Source organism: uncultured Henriciella sp. (assembly GCF_964005855.1).
In the GTDB taxonomy this organism is placed as follows: domain Bacteria; phylum Pseudomonadota; class Alphaproteobacteria; order Caulobacterales; family Hyphomonadaceae; genus Henriciella.
Genome location: NZ_CAXFSW010000014.1, coordinates 45,467 through 63,097 on the forward strand (window position 1 = coordinate 45,467; position 17,631 = coordinate 63,097).

Genomic DNA, 17,631 nt, shown 5'->3' on the forward strand with positions numbered 1-17,631 from the left:
GGCGGACGTTTAGAGGTGATCGTCGTATTTCTTGGCAAGTGCCTCGATATCTTCCGGCGGCCAGTCCGGCACTTCCATGCCGAGGTGCAGACCCATGCCAGCGAGGACTTCCTTGATCTCGTTGAGCGACTTGCGGCCGAAGTTCGGCGTGCGAAGCATCTCGGCTTCCGACTTCTGGATGAGGTCGCCGATATAAACAATATTGTCGTTCTTCAGGCAGTTTGCCGAACGCACGGACAGTTCAAGCTCGTCAACCTTCTTGAGAAGGACCGGATTGAAGCCAAGGTCAGTCTCTTCGCTGGAAGAGGCGCTCTCGGTTTCCGGCTCGTCGAAGGTGATGAAGAGCTGAAGCTGATCCTGGAGAATGCGGGCCGCATAGGCCACGGCATCTTCCGGCGTGATCGCACCGTCGGTCTCAACCGAAAGCGTCAGCTTGTCATAGTCGAGCACTGTGCCTTCACGCGTGTCTTCCACGCTGTAACCAACGCGGCGGACCGGCGAATAGATCGCATCGACCGGAATAAAGCCGATCGGAGCATCTTCCGGGCGGCTCTGGTCGGCGGGCACATAGCCCTTGCCGGTCGCCACGGTGAATTCCATGCGGACGGAGGCGCCCTCGTCGAGGGTACAGATGACGAGGTCCGGATTGAGGATCTTCACATCGCCGGACGTCTCGATCTGGCCAGCCTTGACCTCACCCTTGCCGTCAGCCTTCAGGATCATGCGCTTCGGCGTATCCGAAACCATGTCGATGGCGATCTGCTTGAGATTGAGGACAATGGTGGTGACGTCTTCGCGCACGCCCGGGATGGACGAGAACTCGTGGACAACACCATCAATCTGGACGCCGGTGATCGCAGCGCCCTGGAGCGAGGAGAGAAGAACGCGGCGAAGCGCGTTGCCGAGTGTCGTGCCAAAGCCACGCTCAAGCGGCTCGATGACGAGCTTCGCATGACGACGCGGGTCACGGCCTGCCTCGACCTTCGGACGGTTCGGGCGGATCAGTTCTTTCCAGTTACGGTCATTCACACTGGTCGCAGTATCGGCCATTCACGGCCTCCTTGGTCTTGCTACAGGACGGGCACTCTAACCTAGACGCGGCGGCGTTTCGGCGGGCGGCATCCATTGTGCGGAATTGGGGTCGTGTCGCGGATCGACGTGATGGTCAGGCCAGCAGCCTGAAGCGCACGCAGGGCGCTCTCGCGGCCGGAACCGGGACCACGCACATTGACCTCGACCGTCTGGAGCCCGTGCTCCTGAGCCTTCTTTGCAGCGTCTTCAGCAGCCACCTGAGCCGCATAAGGGGTCGACTTGCGCGATCCCTTGAAGCCCATCGTGCCAGCGGACGACCAGGAGATTGCGTTCCCCTGTGCGTCGGTGATGGTCACCATGGTGTTGTTGAAGCTCGAATTCACATGCACAACGCCGGAAGAAATGTTCTTGCGGGCGCGGCGGCGAACGCGGGTCGTATCACGAGCCATATCGGTCCTGTCCTATTTCTTCTTGCCGGCGATGGGTTTCGCCGGACCCTTGCGGGTGCGTGCGTTCGTATGGGTGCGCTGACCACGGACCGGAAGGCGCTTGCGGTGGCGAAGACCACGATAGCAGCCAAGGTCCATCAGACGCTTGATATTCATGGAGACTTCACGGCGAAGGTCACCCTCGACGATGTGATCGGAATCCACGGTCTCACGGATCTGGATGACTTCCGCATCGGTAAGATCAGCCACGCGGCGGTGCGGCTCAATACCGATCTTCTCGGTAATCTCGCGCGCCTTGGCCGGGCCAATGCCGTGAATGTAACGAAGCGCGATTTCGACACGCTTGTTCGTCGGAATGTTTACGCCTGCAATACGGGCCATTGGGCCTCTCTCCTGAACTGCCGAAAGCGGGTCCGGCGCGAAACGAAACCAACGCTCCGCGCGCGCGAACCCGACCTCTTAACGAAGTGCGTCGTTATAGACGTGCAATTCACCGCGTCAACTGGTGAATTGCGGCTTTATGCGGTCTCTTTCAGCGCCTTTTCCACGCCTTCCGTAACCGCCTCGATACTGGCCATTCCATCGACTTCACGAAGGATTCCGCGCTCTGCGTAAAACGGCAGAAGCGGCGCCGTATCCTGATTGTATTTCTCCAGCCTCGCGGCAAAGGTCGCCGGATTGTCATCCTTGCGTCCCTGCTCATTGAAGCGCTTGGTAACACGCGCCATCAGCTGGTCTTCATCGACTACAAGACGAATCACTCGGTCCACCTGCGTCCCGCGAGACTTCAAAAGGTCGTCCAGAGCCTTCGCCTGGCCAAGGGTGCGGGGGAAGCCATCAAAGATAAATCCGGCCGCGCCCTTGTTCTGCTCAAGCTGGTCGTCAATCAGATCAATGACAATCTCATCGGAAACGAGACCACCCTCATCCATGATCTTGGCAACACGGTCACCGAGCTCTGAGCCTGATGCACGTGCCGCGCGGAGCATGTCGCCAGTCGACAGTTGCACATAGCCATATTCCTCAACGAGGCGTTTGGCCTGTGTGCCCTTGCCGGCAGCGGGCGGTCCGAAAAGTATGAGATTCATCGTCTGCGTTTGCCTCCCAGCCGAGATTTCTTGATCAGCCCCTCATACTGGTGAGCGATGAGATGGGACTGGATCTGGGTCACTGTATCCATCGTGACCGATACAACGATCAGCAGTGAAGTACCACCGATGTAGAACGGAATTTCCGGCATATACCGCCGAAGCACCTCCGGCAACAGACAGACAAAGACAAGATAGACTGCACCAATCGTTGTGAGGCGAGTCAGCACATAGTCGAAATAGGCCGCTGTATTCTTGCCGGGACGGATGCCGGGAACAAAGCCGCCATATTTGCGAAGATTGTCCGCCGTCTCCTGCGGATTGAACATGATCGAGGTGTAGAAGAAGCAGAAGAAGGCCACCAGCACGCCATAGGTGACGATGTAGGTCCAGCTGCCTGGTGAGAAATTGATCGCCAGCCATTGCAGGATACCCGGATCACCTGCTGCCATCTGGCCGCCTGCACCCGCTGCCGTATTGCCGCCCAGCAGGCCAACCGCCGTCATTGGAAGCATCAGGATCGCGATGGCGAAGATCGGCGGGATCACACCAGACGTGTTAATCTTCAGCGGCATGAAGGAGCTCTGCCCCTGGCTCATCTTGTTGCCCTGCTGGCGCTTTGGATACTGGATCAGGATCCGGCGCTGCGAGCGCTCGATGAAGACGATGAAAAGAACCAGCGCAATGACAAGTACAAGAATGCCCAGCACGAAGACGACATTGACCCCCTGCTCCCGGCCGCCGGAGAACAGGTTGAAAATCGCCTTTGGCATCTCTGCGATAATGCCTGCGAAGATGATCAGCGAAATACCGTTACCGATCCCGCGCGCGGTGATCTGCTCACCCATCCACATCAGGAACATCGTGCCGCCCACAAAGGTCGAGACAGCTGTCAGGACGAAGAACCACTGGGCAATCCCGTCATAGGCAACCTCGGAAAGACCCATCGCGATCCCGAAGCCCTGGAAGAAGGCAAAACCCACTGTCAGATAACGCGTATACTGATTGATCTGCTTGCGACCCGCCTCGCCCTCTTTCTTAAGTTTCTCAAGCGAAGGCACCGCGCTCGTCATCATCTGCACGATAATCGAGGCGGTAATATAAGGCATGACGTTGAGCGCGAAGACACTCATGCGTTCGACAGCGCCGCCTGCAAACATGTTCAGCGAGCCGAGCATACCGCCCGACTGTTGCGCGAAGAAGCGTTCGAACTGGGAGGGGTCGACGCCCGGGACAGGGATATATGTCCCGAGGCGGAAGAGGATCAGGATGAAAAGCGTGAACAGGATACGCGCCTGGAGATCCTTCGCCTTCGCAAAGGTTCCGAAGTTCATGTTACGCGCCATTTGCTCTGCAGCTGTGGCCAAGAGACCCTCCTACCCGAAATGAAATCGCCGCCAACATTGGCGGCGAGATCGTGTTTGTGAAGGTGTATAGACGAAAAAGACCCGGCTTACTCAGCTTTTTCCGCAGCTGCCGGACCGGTTACCGTTACCGAGCCACCTGCTTTCTCGACCGCTTCGATGGCTGCCTTGCTCGCGCCCGTCACGGTGATCTTCGCATTCTTCGGCGCATCACCCTTGGCGAGGAGGCGGATGCCATCCTTGCTGCGGCGGACAACACCCGAGGAGATCAGCGTCTCTTCGGTAATGTCGTCGGCTTTCAGCTTGCCGGCTTCAATTGCCTTGTTCAGGCGGCCAAGATTGACCCATGCATGCGTCTTGGAGCTGCGGGCCGTAAAGCCGCGCTTTGGCAGACGCATATAGATCGGCATCTGGCCACCCTCGAAGCCATTGAGGGCGACACCCGAACGGGCCTTCTGACCTTTGACACCGCGGCCGCCAGTCTTGCCCTTGCCGGAGCCGACGCCGCGGCCAACGCGGTGACGGCTATGCGTCGAACCTGCGTTTGGAGAGAGTTCGTTGAGTTTCATCGCTCTGTTCCTGACTGGCGTTTGAAAGGGTCGCCCCTATACGCCTACTCTTCTACGACTTCAATAAGGTGTGACACCTTCGCGATCATGCCCTGCACGGCCGGCGTATTGGTGAGCTCACGCTCACGGCCGACCTTGTTGAGGCCGAGGCCGATCAGCGTGTCACGCTGACCAGGCTTGCGGCGAATCGGGCTGCCGATCTGGCGAACCTTGATGGTGTCTGCTTGCTTCTTGGCCATCATCAGAGTCCTTTTCTAAATCAGGCGGTTTCGGAGATATCGGCTTCCGACGCGCCATCGGTGCGCCGTGCGACGATATCCTGGACCTTCAGGCCACGCTTGGAAGCGACAGAGCGCGGGCTCGCCTGCTCCTTGAGCGCCTGGAAGGTCGCACGGACCATGTTGTACGGGTTGGACGAGCCGTTCGACTTTGCAACGACATCCTGGATGCCGAGCACTTCCATCACGGCGCGCATCGGGCCACCTGCGATCACGCCGGTACCGGGAGGCGCCGCGCGAAGGAGAACCTTGCCTGCGCCCCAACGGCCCTTGCCGTCATGGTGAAGCGTGCGGCCTTCGCGAAGCGGAATGCGGACGAGGTTGCGCTTGGCATCCTCGGTCGCCTTGCGGATCGCTTCCGGCACTTCGCGGGCCTTGCCCTTGCCGAAGCCTGCACGGCCCTTCTGGTCGCCGACAACCACGAGGGCTGCGAAACCGAAGTTCTTGCCGCCCTTCACGGTCTTGGCAACGCGGTTGATGCCGACGAGCTTGTCTGTGAGCTCGCTCTGCTCTTCGTTGCGGTCGTCTCTGCGCCCGCGTCCGCGGCCGCGTCCTCTGCCCTGTTCGTCTGCCATAATGGCCTCCTAGAACTTCAGGCCGCCCTCACGGGCGGCGTCTGCCAGGGCTTTCACCCGGCCGTGGAACATATAGCCGCCGCGATCGAAGACGACGTCCTCGACACCGGCCTTCTTGGCGCGCTCTGCGATGAGTTCGCCGATCTTCTGAGCAGCTGCTACGTCGCTCGTCGATTTCAGCTCATCGCGCAGGTCTTTTTCCAGCGTCGAAGCCGCAGCCACCGTCAGGCCCTTCTCATCATCGATGATCTGGACTGAGATGTTCTTGTGCGAGCGGGCAACCGACAGACGCGGCTTGCCTTCAGCAACCTTGCGGAGCTTGGCACGGACGCGCTGGGCGCGGCGGAGTGTCTTTTCGCGTGTCGTCTTCATGGCGTTACTTCTTCTTGCCTTCCTTGCGGCGGACATATTCGCCGGCATAGCGCACGCCCTTGCCTTTGAACGGCTCTGGCTTGCGGAACTGGCGGATCTCAGCGGCGGCCTGGCCGACGGCCTGCTTGTCGGCACCCGACACGATGATCTCGGTCGGCTTGGGTGCTTCAAGCTTGATGCCGTCAGGCGCCTTGAAGATCACGTCGTGCGAATAGCCGAGCGACAGTTTGAGGTCTGTGCCCTGCATCTGCGCACGATAGCCGACGCCGACGAGTTCGAGCGACTTTGAGAAGCCCTCGGCAGCCCCGTGGACGACGTTCGCAGCGTTTGCGCGCGCCGTGCCCCACTGGGTGCGGACCTTGGGGTCCAGCGCCTCGGCGAAGGTCATCTTCTTCTTGCCCTTGGCGTCGTTTGCCTTGATGCGCTCATTAGCCTCGGAGACATAGTCTTCGCGCGGCATGATCGACAGCTCACCGTCTTTCAGCTCAGCTGTGACGAGTTCGGACACGGTGAAGGCAAGCTGGCCTTTCGGGCCCTTTGCCTCAACCTTGTTGCCCTCAACCGTCACGGTCGTGCCGTTCGGGACGGGAATGGGGAGTTTTCCAATACGGGACATGTCAGTTCATCCTCGTCCTAGAATACCCGGCAAAGGATCTCGCCACCCACATTCTCGTTCCGCGCGACGGCGTCAGAAATGACACCCTTCGACGTGGAGAGAATGGAGATACCCAGCCCGTTACGGACCAGCGGCAGATCATTCACCGACGAATAGACCCGGCGGCCTGGCTTCGAGACCCGGCGGATCTCGGAGATGACAGGCGCGCCATCGAAATACTTAAGCTCGATCTCGACATTGCGATGACCGTCTTTCTCAACTTCCGTGTAGCCACGGATATAGCCTTCGCTCTGCAGCACATCGAGAACGCGCAGCCGGAGCTTTGAGGCCGGAGAGACAACCTTCGTCATGCCACGCATCTGCGCATTGCGGATACGGGTCAGGAGATCGCCAAGGGGATCGGAAATATTCATCTTGGTTCCTCCTTTCCTACCAGCTTGACTTGACTAGGCCCGGAACCATGCCGAGCGAGCCAAGCTCACGCAGCGCGATACGGGACATTTTCATCTTGCGATAATAACCGCGCGGACGGCCTGTGACCTGGCAACGGTTACGAACGCGGCTCGGCGCCGAGTTGCGCGGAAGCTCTGCGAGTTTCAGGCGAGCCCGGAAACGCTCCTCGAGCGGCAGGTCCTCGTCCATCGACAGTGCTTTCAGCTTCGCACGGCGTGCCGCATACTGGGCGACCATCCGGCGACGCTTCTCGTTCTTCTCGATTGCGCTTTTCTTAGCCATATCGTTTCGTCCTCAAGCGCTAGTTACGGAACGGGAAGCCGCAATGCGCGAGCAGCGCCTTGGCTTCTTCGTTCGTCTTGGCGGTGGTGCAGACAATGATGTCCATACCGCGAATATCCTCGATGTCGTCATAGTTGATCTCGGGGAACACGATCTGTTCCTTGAGACCCATGGCGTAGTTGCCACGGCCATCGAAGCTCTTGCCGTTGAGACCACGGAAGTCCTTCACACGTGGCAGAGCCATATTGGTCAGACGGTCCAGGAACTCATACATCCGGTCGCGGCGCAGCGTGACCTTGGCACCGATGATCATGCCCTCGCGCAGCTTGAAGCCGGCGATGGACTTGCGGGCCTTGGTCGGAACAGGCTTCTGGCCGGAGATCCGTTCCAGTTCGGCAAGCGCCGTCTTGATCTTCTTGGAGTCAGCGACAGCTTCGCCGACACCCATATTGATCACGACCTTGTCGAGCTTCGGCACCTGCATCTCATTGGAGTATTTGAACTCCTCCTGGAGCTTGGTGCGGATCTGCTCCTTGTACTTCTTTTTAAGACGGGGTTCGTAATTATCAGACATCGATCGATTCCCCTGAACGCTTGGCATAGCGCGTCTTGCGGCCATGCTCGTCAGTCTTGAAGCCTACGCGGGTAGCCTTGCCGTCGCGCGGGTCCACAATCGCCACATTGGAGATATGGATCGGCGCTTCGAACGTCTTGATGCCACCCGGGTCCATTTGCGACGGGCGCTGGTGACGTTTCACCACGTTTACGCCCTGGACAACGACACGGTTCTCAGCCGGGATCACTTTCAGCACTTCGCCTTTGGCACCCTTGTTACGGCCTGCCGTGACGATGACGCGATCACCTTTTTTCACCTTGGCAGCCATGACTACAGCACCTCCGGAGCCAGCGAGACGATCTTCATGTGGTTCTTGGCGCGAAGCTCGCGCGGAACCGGGCCGAAGATACGTGTCCCGATCGGTTCACCATTATTGTTCACCAGCACCGCAGCATTCGTGTCGAAACGGATGACCGAACCGTCACGGCGCTTGATATCCTTGGCAACGCGAACCACGACAGCGCGGCGAACGTCACCCTTCTTCACGCGGCCGGTCGGAATCGCTTCCTTGATCGACACCACGATGATGTCGCCGACAGACGCATAGCGGCGGCCTGCACCGCCCAGCACCTTGATGCACTGGACGCGGCGTGCGCCGGAATTGTCAGCCACGCGAAGGTTGGACTGCATCTGAATCATGAGTCAGCTCCTTCGCTTGCGATAACTTCCCAGGTCTTCAGCTTCGAGCGCGGCGGGCATTCACGGATCGTGATGCGCTCGCCCTCGACAGCTACGTTGCCCTCATCATGGGCGTGATACTTTTTCGAGCGGCGCACGATCTTCTTCAGGACTGGGTGAAGAAACGTGCGGTCGATGCGGACCACAGCGGTCTTGTCCTGCTTCGTGGACACCACAACGCCTTCCATTACGCGCTTTGGCATGTCTCTTCTCCTACGCCTCTGCTTCCGCTTTGGCCTGTTCGGCGAGGAGCGTCTTGACGCGCGCGATGTCGCGGCGGACTTCCTTCACCCGGGCCGTCTTTTCCAGCTGGCCGGTGGCCTGTTGGAAACGGAGGTTGAACTGTTCCTTCTTCAGCTGAACGAGCTGGTCCTTCAGCTGGTCGGCACTCTTCGAACGCAAATCAGTGGTTTTCATAACTAGATCCCCTCAATGCGCTTGATGATCTTCGTCTTGACCGGCAGCTTGGCTGCGCCGAGCTTCAGCGCCTGGAGCGCGACCTCGTCCGGCACACCGTCGATCTCGAAAAGGATACGGCCAGGGGCGACACGTGCGACCCAACGGTCGACAGACCCCTTACCCTTACCCATGCGAACCTCGATCGGCTTCGCAGACACCGGGGTGTCCGGGAAAACGCGGATCCACACCTTGCCCTGACGCTTCATTTCGCGCGTCACGGCCCGGCGGGTTGCCTCGATCTGGCGAGCGGTAACCCGCTCTGGCTCGAGCGCTTTCAGACCGAAGGTACCGAAGTTCAGCGTGTAGCCGCCCTTCGCATTCCCCGTGATACGGCCCTTGAACGCCTTGCGGTATTTGGTGCGTTTTGGCTGCAGCATCTCTTAAGCTCCTGCGCCTTGCGGACCCGAAGCCGGGCCACGCTGGTTGGTCGAACGCGCACGGGCCTGGCCGGAATCTTCGGCCTTGCGGTCCTGTGCCATCGGATCGTGCTCCATGATCTCGCCTTTGTAGATCCAGACCTTGATACCGATGATACCGTAGGTCGTCTCTGCTTCGGCGGTGCCATAGTCGATGTCGGCGCGCAGCGTGTGCAGCGGGACGGAGCCTTCTGCATACTGTTCGGTGCGGGCGATCTCTGCGCCGCCGAGACGGCCGGAGACCATGATGCGCACACCAAGGGCGCCAAGACGCATCGAGTTCTGGATCGCGCGCTTCATGGCGCGGCGGAAAGACCCGCGGCGCTCGAGCTGGCGGGCGATGTCCTCGGCGACGAGCGTGGAGTCGATTTCCGGCTTGCGGATCTCGACCAGGTTCACGCGAACCTCGTCCTCGGTCATCTTCGACAGCTTCTTGCGAAGCACTTCGATATCAGCACCCTTCTTGCCGATCACCAGACCCGGACGGGCCGTATGGATCGTGACGATGCATTTCTTGTGCGGGCGCTCGATGACAATGCGGGAAATACCTGCCTGCTTGAGCTCCTGCTTGATGGTCTTGCGGATTTTCAGGTCTTCATGGACGAGACGGCCATAGTCTGCCGTGTCGGCATACCAGCGGCTATCCCAGGTCCGGTTGACCCCGAGACGAAACCCGACGGGATTGATCTTCTGACCCATTACGCGGCCTCCGCTTCAACTGATGTGTCGCGCAGCACGATGGTGAGCTGCGAGAAAGGCTTCATGATGCGCGCGGCACGGCCACGGGCACGGGCGCGGATGCGCTTCATGACCAGGTTCTTGCCGACATGCGCTTCAGCGACGACGAGGCTGTCAATGTCGAGGCCGTGATTGTTCTCGGCGTTCGACATGGCCGAATACAGGACCTTGTAGACATCCTTTGCAGCGCGCTTGCGCGAGAACTGCATCTGGTCCATCGCCTTCTGCACCGGCAGACCGCGGATCTGCTGAGCCAGGAGGTTCAGCTTCTGCGGGCTCGAACGGTACATGCGCAGAACCGCGCGCGACTCGTTGGACGCCTGTTTCGGAGGATTCTTTGCCTTACCCATGGCTTACTTCCTCTTGGCTTTCTTGTCGGCGCCGTGGCCATAGTAGGTGCGGGACGGCGCAAACTCGCCGAACTTGTGGCCCACCATTTCCTCGGTGACGAGAACGGGAACAAACTTGTTGCCGTTGTGAACCTGGAAGTTCAGGCCCACAAATTGCGGCATGATGGTCGAGCGGCGCGACCAGGTCTTGATGACCTCGCGGCGTTCGGAAGCTTGAGCGGCCTCTGCCTTCTTGAGCAGATAGCCGTCGACAAACGGACCTTTCCAGACGGAACGTGGCATATCTCTCTCGCTCCCTAGCGTTTCGCGTTACGGCGACGGATGATCAGACGATCCGAAGCCTTGGTCTTGCGGGTTTTCGGGCCGCGGGTCTTCTTACCCCACGGAGTGACCGGATGACGGCCGCCGGATGACTTGCCCTCACCACCACCGTGCGGGTGGTCGACCGGGTTCATTGCGACACCGCGGACCTTCGGACGCTTGCCGAAGTGGCGGGCCCGGCCCGCTTTCGAAAGCACCGTGTTCATGTTGTCCGGGTTCGACACCGCGCCAACAGCCGCCAGGCAGCTATCGGGCACCATGCGAAGCTCACCGGAAGACAGCTTGATCTGGGCGTAACCGGCATCACGGCCGACGATCTGTACGTAGGTGCCGGCAGACCGTGCGATCTGGGCGCCCTTCAGCGGCTTGATCTCGACATTGTGGACAATCGTACCGACTGGAATGTTCTTCAGCGGAAGAACGTTACCCGGCTTGATGTCCGCCGTCTTGGACGTCGTGACCTTGTCGCCGACAGCCAGACGCTGCGGAGCAATGATATAGGACTGCTCCCCATCGGCGTAACGGATCAGCGCAATGAAGGCCGTGCGGTTCGGGTCGTATTCGAGACGCTCGACGGTGGCTTCGATATCCCAGCGCTGACGCTTGAAATCGATCTTGCGATAAAGACGCTTTGCGCCGCCACCAATGCCGCGAACCGTGACACGGCCACGATTGTTACGGCCACCCGACTTCGAAAGGCCTTCGGTCAGCGATTTGACCGGACGGCCCTTGTACAGCTCCGACTTGTCCACGATGACAAGCTGGCGCTGACCGGGCGACGTTGGATTGAATGTCTTGAGTGCCATATCGCTCTCCTACAGTCCGGTCGTGATATCGACGGACTGGCCGTCTTTCAGCGTGACAATCGCCTTCTTCGTGTCCGAACGCTGACCGAGCTTCCCGCGGAAGCGCTTGGTCTTGCCCTTCTGGACGATCACGTTGACCTTGGTCACGTCGACCTTGAACAGGTTTTCCACGGCGTCCTTGATCTCGGCCTTGTTGGCCGTGACCGGAACCTGGAAGACGATCTTGTTTTCTTCCGCGAGCAGCGTTGCCTTCTCCGTGATGTGCGGAGCGAGCAGCGCGTCGTAGTGATGTGCTTTCACGTCAGCCATGGTCTAGTTTCCTTCCTTGGCTTTCGCTTCGAAACGCGCACCGATACCATCGAGCGCATCCTTCGTGATCACCAGCTGGTGACGGCGCATCACGTCATAGACGTTGAGGCCGGCAACCGGCAGCACGTCGATATTCGGGATGTTGCGCGCCGCTTTGGCGAAATTCTGATCGACCTCGGACCCGCCGATGATCAGCGCATTCTGAACACCCAGGGCCTTCAGCTTGGCGGTAAGATCCTTGGTCTTGGCTTCGTCCATCTTGGCCTCGTCCAGCACGATCAGGGAGCCTTCCTTGACCTTGGAGGACAGAGCGTGAGCGAGCGCCAGCTTGCGAACCTTCTTCGGAAGGTCGTGCGCATGACTACGGACACGCGGGCCGTGAGCGACAGCACCACCAACGAAGATGTTGGCATTGCGCGAACCGTGACGGGCTCCGCCAGAGCCTTTCTGGCGGATATATTTCTTGGTCGTCACCGACACTTCTCCGCGCTCCTGGGTCTTGTGCGTGCCAGCCTGGCGCTTTGCCAGCTGCCAGCGGACCGTGCGGTGAAGCAGGTCTGCGCGGATGTCGGTCAGGCCGAAAATGGCGTCATCAACAGTCGCCTTGCCAGCCGATTTGCCATCAAGTTTCTTGACGTCGAGTTCCATTATTCTCCAGCCTCCGCATTCTCGGCTTCAGCCTTCTGGCTGCCGCCATTCTTGCCACGGAAAGAGCCTTCAGCCGGCGCATCAGCATGGGCGGGCTTTTTGGTCGCATCGCGCACTTCAACATAGGCGCCGTCATGGCCAGGGATTGCCCCCTTCACCAGAATGAGGCCGCGCTCTGCATCGGTACGGACGATTTCGAGGTTCTGGATGGTCACGCGCTCGGTGCCGTAGTGACCTGCCATCTTCTTGCCCTTGAACACCTTGCCCGGGTCCTGGCACTGGCCAGTCGAACCGTGGGCACGGTGGGACACGGACACGCCGTGCGTGGCGCGAAGACCGCCGAAGTTCCAGCGCTTCATGGCACCAGAGAAACCGCGGCCCAGCGTGATGCCAGCAATATCGACGCGCTGACCGGCGACGAAGTGGTCAGCCAGGACTTCAGCGCCGACATCCGGCATGGTGTCGCCGTTCACGCGGAACTCAACCAGCTTGCGCTTTGGCGCAACGCCGGCCTTGGCGAATGCTTCGCGCTGCGCCTTGGGCGTGCGCTTGGCTTTTGCTTCACCCGCACCCATCACGACAGCGCTATAGCCATCATTGCGGGTGACAGTGACTTTCTCTTTCTTCTTGCCGCGATTGACGCTGACTTCACGGTCAGCATCGGTGCGCAGGCCGACGACCTGACAGCCGTCGAGCGACAGAACGGTCACGGGAACGTGACGGCCCTGCTCATTGAAGATACGGGTCATGCCGAGCTTGCGGGCAACGACCCCGGTACGTGACGCCGGAAGTGCCATCTTAGCGCGCTCCCTCAAGTTTGATCTCGATGCCGACACCGGCCGAGAGGTCGAGCTTCATGAGCGCGTCGACGGTCTGCGGCGTTGGGTCGACAATGTCGAGGATGCGTTTGTGCGTGCGGATCTCGAACTGGTCGCGGGACTTCTTGTCGATGTGCGGCGAGCGGTTCACCGTGAAACGCTCGATACGTGTCGGCAGCGGGATCGGGCCACGCACATCAGCGCCGGTGCGCTTTGCGGTGGACACGATCTCCTTCGCCGACATGTCGAGGGCGCGGTGATCGAAGGCTTTAAGCCGGATCCGGATATTCTGTTTTTCCATCGTACGGTATCCCGTCAACATGAATGACGCGCCAAGGCGCACGCTTTGAAGCGCCCGGACGCAATCGGCTCGAATTGTTTCGTTTCGGTGGGAAGCGTTTGCCTGAAACCGGCACGGCCGACCCTTCGAAGGGCGCGGTGTATGGGATTTGTGGGGGACCGTCAACACTTCGTGACGGAATCTTTGCAGCGCGTTTCAGTGCTCGCCTGACAGTCCCTATATTGCATTGGATGCAGGCCTCATGAAAGCTCGCGTTCGAATTTGTCCACAGTCCCGACAGGAGCAGGTTCTCCATGACCGATGATCTTTATGAGAAGGCCCGAGCCGTGAGGGCCAATGCCCACGCCCCCTACTCCGGATTCAGGGTCGGCGCGGCGATTCGGTCAGCCTCCGGCGTATATGTCGGCTGCAATGTGGAGAACGCGGCTTTTCCGGAGGGAATCTGCGCCGAGGGCGGTGCCATCACGTCCATGGTGGCAGCCGGCGACAAGGCCATTCTGGAAGTCCTCATCTACGCCGAAGCTGATACGCCCACTGCGCCTTGTGGCGGTTGCCGCCAGAAGCTCTCTGAGTTTGCAGGTCCAGAGGTAAAAGTGAGCCTCGCCGGGCCGGATGGTGTGAGAGCGGTCATGACGATGGCAGACCTTTTGCCGGCAGCATTCAGCGGCGGCCATTGGTCGATGCCGCAGGCCTAGGCCGCTGCCCTGCACAGGCGACCGTGCCACTCAGTCCAGCTTGACCAGCTCTGCCATGATGGCATCGACGGCCGTATGAAGGATATTGACGCCGTGACCGGGAAGAATCCGGCAACCGATATTCGGACGCCCTTCGAGATACGCCGCCACCTGATGAGCTGAAATGACGGGATCGTCTTGCGCCTGCAGCCACATCTGGCGCGCGTTGACTGCCTCAAAATCGGCGCGCCAGTCAGCCATCGCCGATGCCCCGTCGCGGACCCAGGCTTCCCCGCCCTGCTCGACGGCATGGTAGAGACCTTGCGCCTGAACAGTGAACAGGACCGAATCATCAAGGGTGGCGAGGTCGCCGGGCGCCGTGGCGAACTGCTTTTCGAGAAAGGCTCGCGCGCCGCGCTTTCGATAGACCGGCAGTCCCACCGACATAACCATCTTCATGACAGACGGCGCATGGCGCGAGGCGATGGCAGCGAATCGGGTCTGCCGGTCCATGTGAGAGAGATGGCGTGTTTCATCGATCGGGATTCCGCCCCCGACCAGCAGCATCGCGCCCAGCCTGTCACCGAGCGCTTTCGCAATGCGGAACCCGTGCGAGGCCCCGCCCTGATGAATGCAGAGACTGAGCCGCTCTATACCTAGCGTATCGACCAGCGCCAGCGCGTCCGCCACAACGGTCTCATTGAAGTCAGAGCGGCTTCGGCTTGGACTTGAATACCCGAAGCCCGGACGCGAGGGCGCGACGAGCTGAAGACCGGCCTCATTCAGCCTGTCTATGAACGCAGGCGTAAAAAATGGCCCTTGCAGATAGCCATGAATGAACAGGACAGGCCGAGGCCCGTTGCCGATACGGTACCAGGCAAGCTGGCGGCCGGGACGAGGCAGCAGCGAAAGCCCTGCCTTTGGCGTGACCCACTCTGCCGCTGCCGGCCGGTTCGCCCGCTCGGGCAGGTGCCGCATCAGAAAGGCGATGCTGGCACACAGCTGAACGACATCGGACATCCGCGCACAGCCCGTCTTGCGCAAAATGCTCTTGGACTGGCCCTTTATCGTCTCCAGCGCACGGCCCCTCTGATCGGCGATTTCCTTCTGGCTGAGATCGCCGAGATACCCTTCCAGCACTTCGCTCTCGCTGGCCGTCAGGCCAAACGCCTCGCGCAGGCGGCCCATGAGCGCGGGTGGCCAGTCTATATAGGACAGCGAGACATGGACCTGATCGTCGGCCTCTCCCGGTCTCTGTATTAGTGCCAGACAGGGCCGGATCTGCGGCGCCTCCACATTCGCAAGGATGATTCTGTCCTGTGCCTGATGCGCCGGCGCCCGCAGCGTCTTGCGGATCTCGCCGAGCGCAGCCGTGTCCAGGGGCAATTCGTCTAGCGTGCAGGGGAAACCCTGCCCTGTGAGCTGGGCCGCAGCAGCATTCCCTGTGACACGGCCCGCCCTGGCAGAAACCTTGAGGACGGCGTGGAAACGCTCCTCCAGGGAAATCTCCCGTCTCAAAGCCTCATCGAGCAGCTTGCTGATGCGTGCGCCATGCGTGTCCAGCATGTCGTCAGTACCATGATGACGTGGCACGTCCTCAGCTAAGGTGCCATTCTCCGTGCTCTCGAAAAAATATGCGATCGCGGAATCAAGAAAGGCGTCGAACCGGTCTGTTGCAGACGGAACCTCATAGGCGGCGCCCAGCATCTCGAAATAGCGTTTGGTGTGAGACATCCAGGGTCGGCGACACGCTGCAGTGGACGAAAGCTGCAGTCTAGTAGGCTGATTGTGGACAGCAAGCCTTTCGGCAGACTCCTGTAAATCTTCGCGCATCCCCCCTGTGGGGCATGTTTGGGCGCTTCAGCCTGTCTAGTTTTTCCTGAATCCATGCCGGACGGGTCTCCAGCCGGTTCGCGCGCCCGATAACAGAAAGACATCCCACATGAAGATTACCTACCTCCTGATGCCGATGGGCCTTGCCGGACTGGCCCTGTTGGCTCTGCCCGGCGCATCGGCGCAGGACATCGTCTCCACAAACGAACTCGCATGTTCGAAAGGCGGTGCCGAGGCCTGCTTCTATGCCGGCGCGGACTATGCCCAGGGCGCAAATGGCCTTGCCAGAAATATGCCGAAAGCGGCGGCGCTGTTCACAAAAGCCTGTTCGCTGGGCATCCCGGATGGCTGCTTTTACACGGCCGGCATGTACCGCAATGGCGCCGACGGCATCGCGGCAGACCCCGCCAGAGGGATAGAGCTCTACGAGACGGCTTGCACGATGGGCCATGAGGACGCTTGCAGCGCGGCCTTTGCCATCCTGCGCACGCCAGACAAGGGCGAGCAGGATATGCCCCGTCTTCTCACGGCCTTCGAGAAAGGCTGCGCCAACCAGTCCATGAAGGCCTGCCAATGGGGCGCAGAGATTTTCTATGATGGACGCGACGGCAAGGATCCCGGTCATATCGACCCTCTTCGCGGCGCGCCGCTGGCAGAACAGGCCTGTGATGTAACCGGCGAACCCTATTTCTGCGTCATCGGGGAGATCATGTACGCCAAGCCGGATTCCCCCGCCTTCGATGCCGAAAAGGCGCTGAAGATGACGGGCATCAACTGCGATGCGGGCGTAAAGGAATCCTGCGCGAACCTTGGCGGCATCTATCATAACATCGGCGATTATCAGGGCGCCTTTACCCAGTATGAGAAGGCCTGCGAGCTCGGCAATGAGACCGGCTGCAGCGCGGCCAGGGATCTGAAAGCCTGGCTGGACGAGTGGGCCGAATGGAATGCCAAACAGGCGGCCCGCGAAGCGGAGATGTCCTCTATGCTGAATGCTGGAGACTATAATGGCGCCGTCGCGACGGCTGTTTCTGTCTATAAGTCAAGCGACTGGGCCGCAAAGGCCGTCAACGCTGCCTCGGCTGCAGGCCGGATGGGCGACGTCGACGACTATGACCTGAAAGTGCTCGAATACTGGTTTGACGGCCACGGCCCTGGCGGGGTCGTAAAGGCGGAGATGCGCCGCCGCGGCATTGCCATCTCAGGCGAATATGATTCATGGGCAGCGGACATGCAGACGATCAGCTCGGCCAATCAGCGTTTCAACGCAGCGCGGGCCAGCACATCCAGTTACCGCCCGATCGAGAGTGGTCCGTCGCTTGGCTCGAAGCCAATGCTCAGCGCTGCCGACGCCGCTGCGCAGACGCGGGAAAGATACCGCCATGCGCACTGCACGATGAATGGAAACCCGAACTGGAGTGTTTGTCAGTAACTCGCCGACCTTGCCTGCGTGGCAGGCGGCGGCGGACGCTGCAGCCTTCCAGAGCACATCCGCATCACCCCCGCGCATAAAAAAAGGGCCGCCCCTGATTGGGACGGCCCTTTGATATGTCTCTCACCCCGTCTGGGGCGGGAGGCTCTTACTT

The 17,631-nt window shown here is 60.2% G+C and carries 29 protein-coding genes; 2 read left to right on the plus strand and 27 right to left on the minus strand.

From position 1 onward, the window contains the following. Window positions 1–9: 9 nt before the first annotated feature. The 26 genes from ABNU55_RS12675 to rpsJ form a co-directional block, all read right to left on the minus strand. On the minus strand, window positions 10–1,029 hold the full coding sequence (locus ABNU55_RS12675) for a DNA-directed RNA polymerase subunit alpha (protein WP_348764393.1): 1,020 nt from the start codon (window positions 1,027–1,029) through the stop codon (window positions 10–12). A 62-nt stretch (window positions 1,030–1,091) separates the two neighbouring features. After that, window positions 1,092–1,481 (minus strand): 30S ribosomal protein S11, encoded by a 390-nt coding sequence (gene rpsK / locus ABNU55_RS12680; RefSeq protein WP_290752975.1) that lies wholly within the window; start codon window positions 1,479–1,481, stop codon window positions 1,092–1,094. Between the two features lie 12 nt (window positions 1,482–1,493). Beyond that, window positions 1,494–1,862: a 30S ribosomal protein S13 gene (rpsM, locus tag ABNU55_RS12685; RefSeq protein WP_290752978.1), complete on the minus strand. Its 369-nt coding sequence runs from the start codon at window positions 1,860–1,862 to the stop codon at window positions 1,494–1,496. Window positions 1,863–1,999: 137 nt separating this feature from the next. Continuing rightward, entirely contained in the window at window positions 2,000–2,569 is a 570-nt protein-coding gene (locus ABNU55_RS12690) for an adenylate kinase (protein WP_290758327.1), read from the minus strand. Further along, entirely contained in the window at window positions 2,566–3,936 is a 1,371-nt protein-coding gene (gene secY / locus ABNU55_RS12695) for a preprotein translocase subunit SecY (RefSeq protein ID WP_348764391.1), read from the minus strand. Before secY ends, ABNU55_RS12690 begins: the two co-directional genes overlap by 4 nt. 86 nt (window positions 3,937–4,022) lie before the next feature. Next, entirely contained in the window at window positions 4,023–4,502 is a 480-nt protein-coding gene (rplO, locus tag ABNU55_RS12700; RefSeq protein ID WP_290752983.1) for a 50S ribosomal protein L15, read from the minus strand. A 44-nt stretch (window positions 4,503–4,546) separates the two neighbouring features. After that, window positions 4,547–4,741, minus strand: a complete 195-nt coding sequence (rpmD, locus tag ABNU55_RS12705; protein ID WP_290752986.1) for a 50S ribosomal protein L30 — start codon at window positions 4,739–4,741, stop codon at window positions 4,547–4,549. Window positions 4,742–4,761: 20 nt separating this feature from the next. After that, on the minus strand, window positions 4,762–5,355 hold the full coding sequence (gene rpsE / locus ABNU55_RS12710; protein WP_290752987.1) for a 30S ribosomal protein S5: 594 nt from the start codon (window positions 5,353–5,355) through the stop codon (window positions 4,762–4,764). 9 nt (window positions 5,356–5,364) lie between these two features. Continuing rightward, entirely contained in the window at window positions 5,365–5,727 is a 363-nt protein-coding gene (rplR, locus tag ABNU55_RS12715; protein ID WP_290752989.1) for a 50S ribosomal protein L18, read from the minus strand. A gap of 4 nt (window positions 5,728–5,731) precedes the next feature. After that, the gene (gene rplF, locus ABNU55_RS12720) at window positions 5,732–6,343 is read right to left on the minus strand and encodes a 50S ribosomal protein L6 (RefSeq protein WP_290752991.1); all 612 of its coding nucleotides are present in this window, start codon (window positions 6,341–6,343) and stop codon (window positions 5,732–5,734) included. Window positions 6,344–6,360: 17 nt separating this feature from the next. Next, the gene (gene rpsH, locus ABNU55_RS12725; RefSeq protein ID WP_290752993.1) at window positions 6,361–6,756 is read right to left on the minus strand and encodes a 30S ribosomal protein S8; all 396 of its coding nucleotides are present in this window, start codon (window positions 6,754–6,756) and stop codon (window positions 6,361–6,363) included. A 16-nt stretch (window positions 6,757–6,772) separates the two neighbouring features. Next, window positions 6,773–7,078: a 30S ribosomal protein S14 gene (gene rpsN, locus ABNU55_RS12730; protein ID WP_290752995.1), complete on the minus strand. Its 306-nt coding sequence runs from the start codon at window positions 7,076–7,078 to the stop codon at window positions 6,773–6,775. Window positions 7,079–7,097: 19 nt separating this feature from the next. Next, window positions 7,098–7,652, minus strand: coding sequence for a 50S ribosomal protein L5 (gene rplE, locus ABNU55_RS12735; RefSeq protein WP_290752998.1), 555 nt, complete (start codon window positions 7,650–7,652; stop codon window positions 7,098–7,100). After that, window positions 7,645–7,962, minus strand: coding sequence for a 50S ribosomal protein L24 (gene rplX, locus ABNU55_RS12740; RefSeq protein WP_269403429.1), 318 nt, complete (start codon window positions 7,960–7,962; stop codon window positions 7,645–7,647). Before rplX ends, rplE begins: the two co-directional genes overlap by 8 nt. A gap of 2 nt (window positions 7,963–7,964) precedes the next feature. Further along, a complete protein-coding gene (gene rplN, locus ABNU55_RS12745; protein WP_018146799.1) occupies window positions 7,965–8,333 on the minus strand; it encodes a 50S ribosomal protein L14 in 369 nt (122 codons plus the stop codon). Next, the gene (rpsQ, locus tag ABNU55_RS12750) at window positions 8,330–8,575 is read right to left on the minus strand and encodes a 30S ribosomal protein S17 (RefSeq protein WP_290753005.1); all 246 of its coding nucleotides are present in this window, start codon (window positions 8,573–8,575) and stop codon (window positions 8,330–8,332) included. The genes rplN and rpsQ overlap by 4 nt, the downstream gene beginning before the upstream one ends. 10 nt (window positions 8,576–8,585) lie before the next feature. After that, window positions 8,586–8,789: a 50S ribosomal protein L29 gene (gene rpmC / locus ABNU55_RS12755; protein WP_290753008.1), complete on the minus strand. Its 204-nt coding sequence runs from the start codon at window positions 8,787–8,789 to the stop codon at window positions 8,586–8,588. A gap of 2 nt (window positions 8,790–8,791) precedes the next feature. Next, window positions 8,792–9,208: a 50S ribosomal protein L16 gene (gene rplP, locus ABNU55_RS12760; protein WP_290753011.1), complete on the minus strand. Its 417-nt coding sequence runs from the start codon at window positions 9,206–9,208 to the stop codon at window positions 8,792–8,794. A gap of 3 nt (window positions 9,209–9,211) precedes the next feature. Then, the gene (gene rpsC, locus ABNU55_RS12765) at window positions 9,212–9,946 is read right to left on the minus strand and encodes a 30S ribosomal protein S3 (RefSeq protein WP_290753017.1); all 735 of its coding nucleotides are present in this window, start codon (window positions 9,944–9,946) and stop codon (window positions 9,212–9,214) included. Then, window positions 9,946–10,335, minus strand: a complete 390-nt coding sequence (gene rplV, locus ABNU55_RS12770; RefSeq protein WP_119452297.1) for a 50S ribosomal protein L22 — start codon at window positions 10,333–10,335, stop codon at window positions 9,946–9,948. The genes rpsC and rplV overlap by 1 nt, the downstream gene beginning before the upstream one ends. A 3-nt stretch (window positions 10,336–10,338) precedes the next feature. Further along, on the minus strand, window positions 10,339–10,617 hold the full coding sequence (gene rpsS / locus ABNU55_RS12775) for a 30S ribosomal protein S19 (RefSeq protein ID WP_290753022.1): 279 nt from the start codon (window positions 10,615–10,617) through the stop codon (window positions 10,339–10,341). A gap of 14 nt (window positions 10,618–10,631) precedes the next feature. Then, window positions 10,632–11,462 carry a 50S ribosomal protein L2 gene (gene rplB / locus ABNU55_RS12780; protein WP_290753023.1) on the minus strand — a complete coding sequence of 277 codons (831 nt, stop codon included), beginning with the start codon at window positions 11,460–11,462 and terminating at the stop codon, window positions 10,632–10,634. 9 nt (window positions 11,463–11,471) lie between these two features. Further along, complete coding sequence (locus ABNU55_RS12785) at window positions 11,472–11,771, minus strand: 50S ribosomal protein L23 (RefSeq protein WP_290753025.1); 300 nt, start codon at window positions 11,769–11,771, stop codon at window positions 11,472–11,474. 3 nt (window positions 11,772–11,774) lie between these two features. Next, on the minus strand, window positions 11,775–12,419 hold the full coding sequence (gene rplD / locus ABNU55_RS12790; RefSeq protein ID WP_290753027.1) for a 50S ribosomal protein L4: 645 nt from the start codon (window positions 12,417–12,419) through the stop codon (window positions 11,775–11,777). Further along, window positions 12,419–13,216, minus strand: a complete 798-nt coding sequence (gene rplC, locus ABNU55_RS12795; protein ID WP_290753030.1) for a 50S ribosomal protein L3 — start codon at window positions 13,214–13,216, stop codon at window positions 12,419–12,421. Before rplC ends, rplD begins: the two co-directional genes overlap by 1 nt. Before the next feature lies 1 nt (window position 13,217). Further along, complete coding sequence (gene rpsJ, locus ABNU55_RS12800) at window positions 13,218–13,538, minus strand: 30S ribosomal protein S10 (RefSeq protein ID WP_018146788.1); 321 nt, start codon at window positions 13,536–13,538, stop codon at window positions 13,218–13,220. Between the two features lie 293 nt (window positions 13,539–13,831). Between rpsJ and ABNU55_RS12805 the strand changes: the two genes are divergently transcribed. Further along, complete coding sequence (locus ABNU55_RS12805) at window positions 13,832–14,233, plus strand: cytidine deaminase (RefSeq protein ID WP_290753032.1); 402 nt, start codon at window positions 13,832–13,834, stop codon at window positions 14,231–14,233. Window positions 14,234–14,263: 30 nt separating this feature from the next. Here the strand turns inward: ABNU55_RS12805 and ABNU55_RS12810 are convergent, their stop codons facing one another. Beyond that, the gene (locus ABNU55_RS12810) at window positions 14,264–15,946 is read right to left on the minus strand and encodes an alpha/beta fold hydrolase (protein WP_348764392.1); all 1,683 of its coding nucleotides are present in this window, start codon (window positions 15,944–15,946) and stop codon (window positions 14,264–14,266) included. Window positions 15,947–16,154: 208 nt separating this feature from the next. Between ABNU55_RS12810 and ABNU55_RS12815 the strand changes: the two genes are divergently transcribed. Next, on the plus strand, window positions 16,155–17,477 hold the full coding sequence (locus tag ABNU55_RS12815; RefSeq protein WP_290753035.1) for a tetratricopeptide repeat protein: 1,323 nt from the start codon (window positions 16,155–16,157) through the stop codon (window positions 17,475–17,477). Window positions 17,478–17,631 lie beyond the last annotated feature (154 nt).